Here is a 12,774-nt window from a genome sequence, read left to right on the forward strand (position 1 = left end):
ACGGAAACGTCCAATGACCGACACGACAGTGAACAAGAAGAGCAAGAACCCGAAGGCACCGAAGCTGTTTCCCGATGAGCTGATCGATCAACTGCTGGCCCAGGTGCAGAGCAAGGATGCCGAGTCGATCCTGGGCGAATCGGGCTTGGCCGGCCAGCTCAAGAAGCAGTTGGCCGAGCGTATGCTCGCCGCCGAGTTGAGTCACCATCTGGATAACGAGGCCGAGCAAGGCAAGACCGGCAACCACCGCAACGGCACCAGCCCCAAGACGGTCCTGACGCCCAACGGCGAGCTGAATCTGGATATTCCGCGCGATCGGCAGGCGACGTTCGAGCCCCAATTGGTCGGCAAGTATCAACGCCGGCTGCCTGGCTTCGACGACCACGTCATCAGCATGTATGCGCGCGGCATGAGCGTGCGCGAGATTCAGGGCCATCTGCTGGAGCTGTACGGGCTGCAGGTATCGCCCGATCTGATTTCCACGGTCACCGACGAGGTGCTGGCTGACGTCGAGCAATGGCAGCAACGCCCGCTCGAGGCCATGTATCCGATCGTGTACTTTGACGCGCTACGACTGAAGATTCGCGACGAAGGCACGGTCAAGAACAAGGCGGTCTATCTGGCGCTGGGCATCCGCGCCGACGGCCGCAAGGAAGTGCTAGGTCTGTGGATCGAGCAAACCGAAGGCGCCAAGTTCTGGCTGAAGGTCTTCAACGAACTGAAGAACCGCGGCTTGCACGACGTCCTGATCGCGGTGGTCGACGGCTTGCGCGGCTTCCCCGAGGCGATCGAGGCGGTCTATCCGGCCGCGCAAATCCAGACCTGCATCGTGCATCTGATCCGCAATTCGCTGAATCTGGCGAGCTGGAAGGACCGTAAGCCGTTGGCTGCCGCGCTCAAGCCGATCTATCAGGCCGCCACGGCCGAGGCGGCGGCCGCAGCGCTCGACACCTTTGCGGGAAGTGAGTGGGGACGCAAATTCCCTACCGTCGCGGCCATGTGGCAGCGCCAATGGGAACAGGTGATTCCCTTCTTCGTCTATCCGCCTGAGGTGCGTCGAATCATCTATACGACAAACGCCATCGAGAGCATGCACATGCAGTTGCGCAAGATCGTCAAGAATCGCGGCCACTTCCCCAGCGACGAGGCCGCCAGCAAACTGCTGTATCTGGCCTTGCGCAACATCGAAAAGGATTGGAAGATGCCACCTATCACCTGGCGGCAAGCAGTCAATCAGTTCGCCATTCTGTTTGGCGAGCGATTCACCTCCGCCATGAGCTGAGATTTTTTAACCGACCTCAGCACACAAAATTCCTGACACCTCCCCGGCTACGCCGGCGAGACAGCGGCGCCTGCCAAGCCCGCCAACCCAAGACCCTTCACTTCGCCGTCGGCATCGCAAACTCAGCCCCACGCGTCATATCATCCGGCCACCGCTGCATGACACTCTTCTGCCGCGTGTAGAACCGCACGCCTTCCTCGCCATACGCATGCATATCACCGAACAGCGAGCGCTTCCAGCCGCCAAAGCCATGCCAGGCCATAGGCACGGGGATCGGCACGTTGATGCCGACCATGCCGACCTCGATGCGGCGCGCGAACTCGCGCGCGACCTGGCCGTCGCGCGTGTAGCAGGCCACGCCGTTGCCGAACTCATGGTCGTTGACCAGCTTCACAGCCTGCGCGAAGTCGTCCACGCGCACGCATGACAGCACGGGGCCGAAGATCTCTTCCTTGTAGATGCGCATCTCGGGGGTGACGTGGTCGAACAGCGTGCCGCCCGTGAAGAAGCCTTGCTCGTGCCCCGGCACCTTGTAGTTCCTGCCGTCGACCACCAGCTTCGCGCCTTCCTCCACGCCAAGCGCAATGTAGTTCTCGATGCGTTCGAGCGCCTGCCCGGTGACGACCGGGCCCATCTCGGCGGCGGCATCCATGCCGTTGCGGATCACCAGTTCGCGCGCACGGGCCTCCAGCTTCGGCATGATCTTGTCGGCTACGTCGCCGACCAGCACCGCGACCGAGATCGCCATGCAGCGCTCGCCCGCGGAGCCGTAGGCCGCGCCGATCAGGCCATCCACGGCCTGGTCGATGTCGGCGTCCGGCATCACCACCATGTGGTTCTTGGCGCCGCCCAGTGCCTGCACGCGCTTGCCCAGCCGCGCGCCGGTCTCGTAGATGTAGTTGGCGATCGGCGTGGAGCCGACGAAGCTCACCGCCTTGACATCGGCATGATGGAGCAAGGCGTCGACCACGGTCTTGTCGCCCTGCACGACATTGAACACGCCATCGGGCAGTCCGGCCTGCTTGAGCAGCCTGGCCATGAACAGCGACGCCGACGGGTCGCGTTCGCTGGGCTTCAGCACGAAGCAATTGCCTGCGGCGATGGCCACCGGGAACATCCAGCACGGCACCATGCACGGGAAGTTGAACGGCGTGATGCCAGCCACGACGCCCAACGGCTGGCGCAGCGTCCAGTTGTCCATGCCGGTCGAGACCTGGTCCGTGAAGTCGCCCTTGAGCAGCTGCGGAATGCCGCAGGCGAACTCGATGATGTCGATGCCGCGACTGACTTCGCCGGCCGCATCGCTCAGTACCTTGCCGTGCTCGGCGGTGATGATGGCGGCCAGCTCGTCCTTGTGCTGGTTCATGAGCTCCAGGAACTTCAGCATGACGCGAGCGCGGCGGATCGGCGGGGTGTCGGCCCACTTCGGGAATGCCGCCAGCGAACTGGCCACGGCGGCATCGACATCCTCTGCCGTGCCGAGCCGGACCTGCCGCGCCACGGCACCGGTCGCCGGATTGAACACGGCCTGCGAGCGCGTGCCCGAACCCGCGTAAAGATCGCCGGAAACGAAGTGGATCACGTCTGCGGAATCGCTGTAGGGCGCCGTCATGGGAATCTCCTGTGCTGGTCTGGCGGCCTGCATCGCCCGCCGTGTCTGGGAATGGGGCGAGTGTATGAAGACCGGCGAGGCACGGGTAGCTGCCCGATGCCGAACTCACTGTTCAGGATTTTTAGCTACTGGCATGCTATAGATACGAACGATTGACGACGCGGCGTGACGAAAAGGGAGCCTGTACATGTCGAAAACCAAGGTTGAGGACCTTTGGGAGCACCTGCACTGGCTGGTTGTGCTGCAGCAGCAGGGCAGTTTCAGCAAGGCCGCCGCGCGCCTCGGCGTCAGCAAGGCCTCGATGAGCCAGCACATTGCCGATCTGGAAAAGGCCGCCGGCATCACGCTCGTGCAGCGCACCACGCGCAGCGCGACGCTGACGGACGCCGGCCGGCAACTGGTCGATTCGATGCGCGGCGCCTTCGAGCAGATCGCCTCCGGCTACGCCAATGTCCGCGACCTGGCGGGCGCGCCGCGCGGCTTCCTGCGCGTCACCGCACCGGTGGCGTTCTCAAGGCAGCAACTGGTGCCTCTGCTGCCCGGATTCCTGCGCCGCTATCCACAGATCCAGGTCGAGCTGGACATGTCGGACCGCCTGCGCCCGCTCGCGCAGGAGGGCTTCGACATTGCCGTGCGGCATACATCCACGCCACCTGAAACCCACGTCGCCTGGACGCTGGCCGCGACGCGCACGGTGCTGGTGGCGAGCCGTTCCTATCTCGGCACAAGAAGCGCGCCCGAATCGCCCGAGGCACTGGCCGATCACGCCTGCCTGCACTATCCCCGCCGGCAGGGCACCGCCACGTGGACCTTCGTGCGCGGGGCTTCCGGCGCGGGCGCCGGGCACGGTGATCCGGTCACGGTCCCCGTGGCCGGCCCGCTGGCGGTCAACAACAGCGAGGCCTTGCGCGACGCCGCCATGGAAGGCCTTGGCATCGCGCTGCTGCCGGACTTCAGCGCGCAGTCAGCGCTGGCAAGCGGAAGGCTGGTCGAACTGCTGCCGCAATGGCGCGCGACCGGGGCATTCGGGGACTGGCTCTATGCCATCCGGCCGTATTCCGCGCACGCGTCGCGCGTCTCGCAGGTCTTTGTCGAGTACCTGAGGGAGTCGTTCTCGCAGGGCTTCGGGTCGCGCCCGCCGGCCCAGGTCTGACGGCCAGGCCGGCATCATGCTCAGCGGATCATTTCCCTGGCATCCCCGACCAGCCGCCGCTCTTCCTTCAAGACGATCGTATACGCCTCGCCGGACATCGACTCCAGGCCGGTCCTGTCGATGACGATGATGCGGCCGCGCGTATGTTCGATCAGCCGCAGGTTCTGCAGCTTGCCCATGGCTTCCGTGACGCCTTCGCGGCGCACGCCGAGCATTTCGGCGATGCGCTGCTGCGTGATGCGCAGCTCGTTGCTCTGGAGCCGGTCCAGCGTCTGCAGGATCCAGCGGCAAAGCTGCTCCATCAGCGTGCGGTGGCAAATGCAGGCGGCGGTCTGCCCCACCTGCGTGAGCAGCAGTTGCATGTACCGCATGACCAGCCGCTGCATCTGCGGCAGCCGCGGATACAGGTCGCGCAGGTCGCCGGCCGCTACGCGCCAGCTCGTGCCCGGCTGGCTGACTTCGCACCGCTGCGGCATGGATTCCGCGCCGGTCAGCGCGGGCAGCCCGACCAGGCCTTCGTTGCCGACCGCCGCCAGTTCCACGCTGGAGCCGTCCGCATGGAGCGACAGCAGCGAAACCACGCCTTCTTTCGGAAAGTAGACGTGCCGCACGCGCTGGCCGGCATCGCAAAGCAGCTGCCCCGTGCGCAGTGTCACGGCTTCCAGATACGGCTTCAGTGCCGCCCATTCCGATTCCGGAAGCTGACGCAACAGTAGGTTGTTGCCACCTGTCCTGTAAGTGTCCATCCCGCGCTCCCCGTATCCCACGTTGCAAAAATTTCGAAGGGTCCTTGCCGGTCTGGTGCCGGCCCGTGGGCACATTAAGCGCGTTCTGTACGAGGACGAACATTGGCTGAAGGGCTTAGGCGCCTGGTGTGGGATGAGACAGATGAGCCCCAGCCATAGGGTTGAGGCGGCTCGCCAGCCGGTCAGCTTCCGCATGCATGGATCAAAAACTCCCGCAGCGCATCGGCCGGCTTGTCCAGCTTGCGTCCTGGCTGCCACAGCATGCCGACCTCCATGTCGGGCACCGCGTCCGCGATCGGCCGTGCGGCAATCTGCCGGCCTTCCAGCGACCACGGGCGGTACACCATGTCGGACAGCACGGTGACGCCAAAGCCGTGTGCGACCAGCCCGCGCAGCCCCTCCATCGAGCTGGTGCGGAACGCGATGTTCGGGGCCAGCTTGCGGCTGCGCCAGTACCGCAGCGTGGAAGATTCGGCCTCGTCCACCGTAATGAGGATGTACGGGTAGGCCGCGATATCGCGCAGCGAAGGGCGTTCGATCGCCAGTAGCGGGTGCGTGGCCGAGGTCCAGAGCTGCCGCCGTGACCGGATCAGCGTGTGACGGGCAAAGCGCTGCGGCCGTTCCAGGTTGGAGAGCAGGCCAATCCCGAGCTCGATATCGCCGGACAGAACCGCGCGTTCGATCTCGGGGCGGTCCATGTCCAGCAAGTCGAGGTCGATGTCGGGGTAATTGGTGCGAAAGCGCGCCAGCAGGCCCGGCAGGAAGTAGCCCAGCACCGTATAGGACGCCGCCAGCCGCACGCTGCCTTTCAGCCCGTAGACCTGGAATCGCGGCTCGCGCAGGGCATCCTCGACCGAATCGAGGATCTGCCGCGCATGCTGGTGGAACAGGTGGCCTTCGGCGGTCAGCGCCACGCCGTGGGGCAGGCGGTCAAAGAGGCGTACGGCCAGCCGCTGCTCCAGTGTCAGCACCGCGTTGGTAATGGCCGATTGCGACACATGCTCGGCCGTCGCGGCCATTGAGAACTGGCCCGTTTCCGCCGCCGCGACAAAGTAGCGGAACTGCCGCAATGTGATTTCCTTGGCCAGCCGTTCCGGCGTTTCGCGCGCTTTTGCCATGGTGGTCTCCCGGTATTCGTTTCTCGGATATCAGCTCTCGGATTTCATGATTTTACGATAGCGATGACGCTTCCTACACTGCCGGAATAACTTCGACATCCCCCGGAGAGAGACACCCATGAATGCCCCGCTGCCACAAGCTCTGCGTGAGGCGCTGGCCAACGCCAGCCTGGACGACAAGTACACCCTGGAGAAAGGCCGCATCTACCTGAGCGGCACCCAGGCGCTGGTGCGCCTGCCCATGCTGCAGAAGGCGCGCGACCGTGCCGCCGGCCTCAATACAGCTGGCTTTATCTCCGGCTACCGGGGCTCGCCGCTGGGCGGCGTCGACCAGGCGCTGTGGAAGGCCAAGGCTCACCTGGCCGCCAGCGACGTGGTGTTCCAGCCCGGCGTCAACGAGGATCTTGCCGCCACCGCGGTCTGGGGCAGCCAGCAGGTCAACCTGTTCCCCGGCGCCACGCGCGACGGCGTGTTCTCGATGTGGTACGGCAAGGGGCCGGGCGTGGACCGTTCCATGGACGTGCTCAAGCACGCCAACTCGGCCGGCTCGTCGCGCCATGGCGGCGTGCTGCTGCTGGCCGGCGACGACCACGCGGCCAAGTCCTCCACTGTGGCGCACCAGTCGGAACACGTGCTGCTGTCCGCCGGCATTCCGGTGCTGTACCCGTCCAACGTGCAGGAATACCTCGACTACGGTCTTCATGGCTGGGCCATGAGCCGCTACTCGGGCCTGTGGGTGTCGATGAAGTGCGTGACGGACGTGGTGGAATCGACGGCCTCGGTCGATATCGATCCGGAGCGCGTGCAGATCGTCCTGCCCGAAGATTTCGCGATGCCCGAAGGCGGCCTCAACATCCGCTGGCCCGATACGCCGCTGCAGCAGGAAGCACGCCTGCTCGACCACAAGTGGTATGCCGCGCTGGCCTATGTGCGGGCCAACCGGCTCAACCGCGTCGTGCTCGATTCGCCCAACGCGCGCTTCGGCATCATGACCGCGGGCAAGGCCTACCTGGATGTACGCCAGGCGCTGGCCGACCTTGGCCTGGACGACAATACCTGCCAGCGCATCGGCATCCGCGTCTACAAGGTCGGCTGCGTGTGGCCGCTGGAGGCGCACGGCGCGCGCGAGTTCGCAACCGGCCTCGAGGAGATCCTGGTGGTCGAAGAGAAGCGCCAGATCCTCGAATACGCGCTGAAGGAAGAACTGTACAACTGGCGCGAGGACGTGCGGCCAAAGGTCTATGGCAAGTTCGACCAGCGCGGCAACGACGGCGGCGAGTGGTCGGTGCCGCGCGGCAACTGGCTGCTGCCCGCGCACTACGAGCTGTCGCCGGCGCTCATCGCCAAGGCCATTGCCCGGCGCCTGGAGCATTTCGACCTGCCCGAAGAAGTGCGTGCGCGCATCGCGGCGCGCGTGGCGCTGATCGAGGCCAAGGAGCGCGAAGCCGCGCAACCGCGGCTCGCCGTCGAGCGCAAGCCGTGGTTCTGCTCGGGCTGCCCGCACAACACCTCCACGCGCGTGCCGGAAGGCTCGCGCGCGCTGGCCGGCATCGGCTGCCATTACATGACGCTGTGGATGGACCGCAATACCGACACCTTCAGCCAGATGGGCGGCGAAGGCGTGGCGTGGACCGGCCAGATGCACTTCACGAACGACAAGCACGTATTCGCCAACCTTGGCGACGGCACGTACTTCCATTCGGGCCTGCTGGCGATTCGCGCGTCGATCGCGGCCAGCGCCAATATCACCTACAAGATCCTGTTCAACGACGCCGTCGCGATGACCGGCGGCCAGCCCATCGACGGCGTGCTGACGGTGCCGCAGATCGCCCACCAGGTCCTGGCCGAGGGCGCGAAGAAGCTCGTGGTCGTTACCGACGAGCCCGAGAAGTACGGCGACGGCGGCATGCTGCCAGCCGGCGTCACGGTGTTCCATCGCGACCAGCTCGACCAGGTCCAGCTCGACCTGCGTGGCACCGCGGGCGTCACCGTGCTGATCTACGACCAGACCTGCGCCACCGAGAAGCGCCGCCGCCGCAAGCGCGGCACCTATCCGGACCCGGCCCGGCGCGCCTTCATCAACGACGCGGTCTGCGAAGGCTGCGGCGACTGCTCGGCCAAGTCCAACTGCCTGTCGGTGGAGCCGCTGGAGACTGAACTGGGCACCAAGCGCAAGATCAACCAGTCGTCCTGCAACAAGGACTTCTCGTGCGTCAACGGCTTCTGCCCGAGCTTCGTCACCGCCGAGGGCGCGCAGGTGCGCAAGCCTGCCGCCGCGGGCGGCAAGGGCACGGGCGCTGATTTCGACGCGCTGCCGCTGCCTGTGCTGCCGGCGCTGGAGCGTCCTTACGGCGTGCTGGTGACCGGCGTTGGCGGCACCGGCGTAGTTACCATCGGCGGCCTGCTTGGCATGGCCGCGCATCTCGAACGCAAGGGCGTGACGGTGCTGGACATGGCGGGCCTGGCGCAGAAGGGCGGCGCGGTGATCAGCCATGTGCAGATCGCGCCGAGCCCGGCGGAGCTTCACGCCACGCGCATCGCCACCGGCGACGCGCGGCTGGTGATCGGCGGCGACGCCATCGTCTCGGCTTCGGCCGAGGTGCTGTCCAAGGTTCGCCACAACGTGACTGCTGCGGTCGTCAACAGCGCCAACACGCCGACCGCGGACTTCATCAAGAACCCGAAGTGGAAGTTCCCTGGCACGAGCGCGGAACAGGACCTGCGCGCCAGCGCGGGCGACGCGTGCGCCTTCATCGACGCCAGCGCGTGGGCAGTGACGCTGCTCGCCGATGCCATCTACTCCAACCCGCTGCTGCTCGGCTTCGCGTGGCAGAAGGGCTGGATTCCGCTGCTGCGCGACAGCCTGCTGCGGGCGATCGAACTCAATGGCGTGTCGGTGGAAAAGAACCGCCTCGCGTTCGAATGGGGACGCTATCTCGCGCATCATGGCGAGGCGGCGGTGCGGGCCATGTTGCCGACGGCGCCGCGCGAGCAGGTGGTCGCCATGCCGCAGACGCTCGACAACCTGATCCGCCAGCGCGAAGCGATGCTGACCGATTACCAGAATGCCGCCTATGCGGGCCGCTACCGCGATGCGGTCGAGCGTATCCGCGCGGCCGAGCAGAAGCTTGGTGCTGCCCGCAAGCTGGCGCTGACCGAGGCCGTGGCGCGCAACCTTGCCAAGCTCATGGCCTACAAGGACGAGTACGAGGTCGCGCGTCTGCATGCCGATCCTGCCTTCCTCGACAAGCTGCGCGCGCAGTTCGAAGGCGAGCCCGGCCGCGACTACCAGCTCAACTTCTGGCTGGCGCCGCCGCTGCTGGCCAAGAGTGACGACCAGGGCCGCCTGCTCAAGCGCCGCTTCGGCCCGCGCACCATGACGGCGTTCCGACTGCTGGCCCGCCTGAAGGGTTTGCGCGGCACCGCGCTCGATGTATTCGGCAAGACGGCCGAGCGCCGTGCCGAGCGGCAGCTGATTGCCGACTACCTGGCCATGGTCGGCGAGTTCGCGCAATCGCTGAGCCACGACCGGCTCGACACCGCGATTGCACTGGCGTTGCTGCCTGAGGACATCCGCGGCTTCGGCCATGTGAAGGAAGCCAGCATGCACGCAGTGGCTGCCCGGCGCGAGGCGCTGCTTGGGCAGTATCGCGAAGGCGCACGTCGGGCCGCGTGACGCAAGCCTGCCGCGGCGTTGTCGGGCAGATCGAAATGCAAGGCTGTCGTGGTGCATGAAAAAACCCGCGCTCCATCATGGAGCGCGGGTTTTTTTCTTCTGCGCGCCAGGCCGCCGCCATGCGCTTACCGCGCCTTGACCTGGCTTGCCCGGATATCCGATTCCAGCGCGAACACCACCAGCATGCCGCCCAGGATCGAGAGGTTCTTCAGAAAATGGTTGAGCTGGTTCTGGAACGTTGCGGCATCCGCGCTCCAGAAGCCATGAAAGACCAGGCTCACCGGCACCAGGAACACCGCCAGCGCCAGTGCGCCCCACCGGGCATTCCAGCCGGTGATGAGGGTCAGGCCGCCGCCGATCTCGATCACGATGGTCAATACCAGCAGGACGCTGGCCAGCGGTAGTCCGGCACTCGCCATCCAGGCCGCGGTGCCTGCGAAGCCACCAATCTTGAGGATGCCGGAAACCAGGAAAATCACGCCGAGCAGGGCGCGGCCGGCGGGGTACAGTCGGGAGATGCTGGGGGTCATGACAATGCTCCAGAGTGGATAGGTTCGCCGGGAGTGCATGAAATTCATTGAAGGATTCGGTTTCCCGGTGCTGATGGAATAGTAGGTGGGAACGTGGCGCCATTTGCAAGGGGCAATGAAATCAGTTAATCAAAAATTTTGATGAAATGGGCGGTGGTGGGGCAGCAGAGGCGTGCGATTTCCCAGGCACGGTGAACTAGAATTTTCAGGCGGGCCCGCGCCGGCATCCGCCTCCCGTGTGGCGTGACAGATTCTTGATGAACCTGGCCGGCGTCGGCAGCGGACGGCATGCGTGCGGCCGAAACCCTGATCGGACCCCAAATGGAAGACGACTCGATCCCTTCACAGAGCCTGCTGCCGCAGGCAGCCAATATCGACGCTCCCCCCGCCCCGGACGCCCCGACCACACGCGCGAACGGCAACGCCTTATATGTCAACCGCGAACTGAGCCAGCTCGAGTTCAACCGCCGCGTGCTGATGCAGGCCGCCGATCCCGACACGCCGCTGCTGGAACGCCTGCGCTTCCTCTGCATCTTCAGCAGCAACCTGGACGAGTTCTACGAGATCCGCGTGGCGGGCCTGAAGGAGCAATGCCTGGTCCAGTCGCCGGCCAGCGGACCCGATGGCCTTTCCCCGCAGGCGCTCTATGATCTGGTGAACGCCCGGGTGCGCGAGCTGGTCGCGCTGCAGTACCGGATGCTCAATGAGGTCCTGATTCCCGCGCTCGCCGCCGAGCAGGTCTGCTTCCTGCGGCGGCCGTCCTGGAATGCCGTGCAGGCGGAATGGATCCGCGAGTATTTCTTTAATGAGCTGATGCCCGTGTTGACGCCGATCGGGCTGGATCCGGCGCACCCCTTCCCGCGCGTGCTCAACAAGAGCCTGAATTTCGCCGTGGAGCTGGAAGGCAAGGATGCATTTGGCCGCCGCTCGGGCAACGCCATCGTGCAGGCGCCGCGTGCGCTGCCGCGCGTCATTGCCTTGCCGCCGGAGGTGGCGGGCTGCCGGCACGGTTTCGTCTTCCTGTCATCCATCCTGCATGCGCATGTCTGCGAGCTCTTCAACGGCATGACGGTGCGCGGCTGCTACCAGTTCCGCGTGACGCGCAACAGCGAGATGTTCGTGGACGAGGAAGAAATCAAGAACCTGCGCGAAGCGCTGCAGGGCGAGCTGCCGCAGCGGCATTTCGGCGATGCCCTGCGGCTCGAAGTGGCGGACAACTGCCCGCCGCCGGTGACCTTGTTCCTGCAGCAGCAGTTCGGCCTGTCCGCCATGGAGGTGTTCTCGGTCAATGGGCCCGTCAACCTGGTGCGGATGCTGCAGGTGCCCGAGCAGGTCGACCGCCCCGATCTCAAGTACCCGCCTTTCCGGCCCGGCTTGCCAAAGGGATTGCAGCCGCAAACCGACATGTTCCGCGCCATCCGCGAAGGCGACATCCTGCTGCATCACCCATTCCAGTCATTCGCGCCGGTGGTGGACTTTGTCCGCCAGGCGGCGCAGGACCCGGACGTCGTGGCGATCCGCCAGACCGTCTATCGCGCGGGCCATGACTCAGTACTGCTGTCCGCGCTGATTGATGCGGCGCGCAAGGGCAAGGAAGTCACGGCGGTGGTGGAACTGCTCGCGCGCTTCGACGAGGAAGCCAATATCGGCTGGGCCGCGCAGCTCGAAGAGGCCGGCGCCCATGTGGTCTACGGCGTGGTCGGCTACAAGGCGCACGCCAAGATGGTACTGGTGGTCAGGCGCGAGGGCGGCCGCCTGCGCCGCTATGCGCACCTCGGTACCGGCAATTACCACAGCCAGACCACGCGCTTCTACACCGACTTCGGGCTGATGACCTGTCATCCGGAAATTACGCAGGACGTCGCCAATGTCTTCGGCCAGCTGACCGGGCTCGGGCAGATCAGCAAGACCGCCCATATCTGGCAATCGCCGTTCACCATGCACAAGTCCCTGCTGCAGGCCATCCGGCGCGAGGCCGAACATGCGCGCGCAGGGCGCAGGGGCTGGATCATCGCGAAGATGAACGCGCTGCTCGAGCCGGGGCTGATCCAGGCGCTCTACGATGCCTCGCGCGACGGCGTGCGCGTCGACCTGATCGTGCGCGGTGCCTGCGCCTTGCGGCCGGGCGTACCAGGGCTCTCGGAGAACATCACCGTGCGTTCCGTGATCGGCCGCTTCCTCGAACATTCGCGGATTTTCTACTTCCATAACGACAAGGCCGAGGACGTGATGCTCTCCAGTGCGGACTGGATGGACCGCAACCTGTTCCGGCGCATTGAAATCTGCTTTCCGGTCCTGGACGCGCGTCTCAGGAAGCGTGTGATCGCCGAAGGCCTGAAGCCCTATCTGCGCGACAAGCACGATGCCTGGGAAATGGAAGCGGACGGCAACTACCGGCGCCGGCGCTCGCGGCAGGGGGAATCCGCGCAGGACTTCCTGCTGGCGAGCCTCACCTGAGCACCACCCGCCTGCCGCGACACTACGGTCGCGCTGTCCGACTCCGCGCCGTGCGCGCCTGACCCTGGCAGTCTCCACACTCGGGCACGTCACCCGTCCGGGGGATATGTGCCACATTCTTGCCGCGGCTTCCGCTGCCCACGCAATGCCGTATCGATTCCCTGCACGAAATGCTGACACACCGCAAGGTGTCCCCACGC

The 12,774-nt window shown here is 65.5% G+C and carries 8 protein-coding genes; 4 read left to right on the plus strand and 4 right to left on the minus strand.

Annotation, left to right across the window (positions count from 1 at the left end; genetic code table 11):
- Window positions 1-13: 13 nt before the first annotated feature.
- Window positions 14-1,282, plus strand: coding sequence for an IS256 family transposase (locus tag CupriaWKF_RS22435; protein ID WP_276098122.1), 1,269 nt, complete (start codon window positions 14-16; stop codon window positions 1,280-1,282).
- A 97-nt stretch (window positions 1,283-1,379) separates the two neighbouring features.
- Here CupriaWKF_RS22435 and CupriaWKF_RS22440 read toward each other — a convergent pair whose 3' ends face one another.
- Entirely contained in the window at window positions 1,380-2,894 is a 1,515-nt protein-coding gene (locus CupriaWKF_RS22440; protein ID WP_276102944.1) for a CoA-acylating methylmalonate-semialdehyde dehydrogenase, read from the minus strand.
- Window positions 2,895-3,081: 187 nt separating this feature from the next.
- Here CupriaWKF_RS22440 and CupriaWKF_RS22445 point away from each other — a divergent pair, with 187 nt between their 5' ends.
- Entirely contained in the window at window positions 3,082-4,047 is a 966-nt protein-coding gene (locus tag CupriaWKF_RS22445) for a LysR family transcriptional regulator (protein WP_276102945.1), read from the plus strand.
- Window positions 4,048-4,067: 20 nt separating this feature from the next.
- Here the strand turns inward: CupriaWKF_RS22445 and CupriaWKF_RS22450 are convergent, their stop codons facing one another.
- Together CupriaWKF_RS22450 and CupriaWKF_RS22455 are read right to left on the minus strand one after the other, a co-directional pair.
- Window positions 4,068-4,793 (minus strand): Crp/Fnr family transcriptional regulator, encoded by a 726-nt coding sequence (locus tag CupriaWKF_RS22450; RefSeq protein ID WP_276102946.1) that lies wholly within the window; start codon window positions 4,791-4,793, stop codon window positions 4,068-4,070.
- A 182-nt stretch (window positions 4,794-4,975) separates the two neighbouring features.
- Window positions 4,976-5,911 (minus strand): LysR family transcriptional regulator, encoded by a 936-nt coding sequence (locus tag CupriaWKF_RS22455; RefSeq protein ID WP_276102947.1) that lies wholly within the window; start codon window positions 5,909-5,911, stop codon window positions 4,976-4,978.
- A 118-nt stretch (window positions 5,912-6,029) separates the two neighbouring features.
- Here CupriaWKF_RS22455 and CupriaWKF_RS22460 point away from each other — a divergent pair, with 118 nt between their 5' ends.
- Window positions 6,030-9,587 carry an indolepyruvate ferredoxin oxidoreductase family protein gene (locus tag CupriaWKF_RS22460; RefSeq protein WP_276102948.1) on the plus strand — a complete coding sequence of 1,186 codons (3,558 nt, stop codon included), beginning with the start codon at window positions 6,030-6,032 and terminating at the stop codon, window positions 9,585-9,587.
- A gap of 125 nt (window positions 9,588-9,712) precedes the next feature.
- Here CupriaWKF_RS22460 and CupriaWKF_RS22465 read toward each other — a convergent pair whose 3' ends face one another.
- Window positions 9,713-10,117, minus strand: a complete 405-nt coding sequence (locus tag CupriaWKF_RS22465; RefSeq protein ID WP_276102949.1) for a DoxX family protein — start codon at window positions 10,115-10,117, stop codon at window positions 9,713-9,715.
- A 321-nt stretch (window positions 10,118-10,438) separates the two neighbouring features.
- Between CupriaWKF_RS22465 and ppk1 the strand changes: the two genes are divergently transcribed.
- Window positions 10,439-12,574 (plus strand): polyphosphate kinase 1, encoded by a 2,136-nt coding sequence (gene ppk1 / locus CupriaWKF_RS22470; RefSeq protein ID WP_276102950.1) that lies wholly within the window; start codon window positions 10,439-10,441, stop codon window positions 12,572-12,574.
- The last annotated feature ends 200 nt before the right edge of the window (window positions 12,575-12,774 follow it).

Source organism: Cupriavidus sp. WKF15 (genome assembly GCF_029278605.1).
Classification (GTDB): Bacteria; Pseudomonadota; Gammaproteobacteria; order Burkholderiales; family Burkholderiaceae; genus Cupriavidus.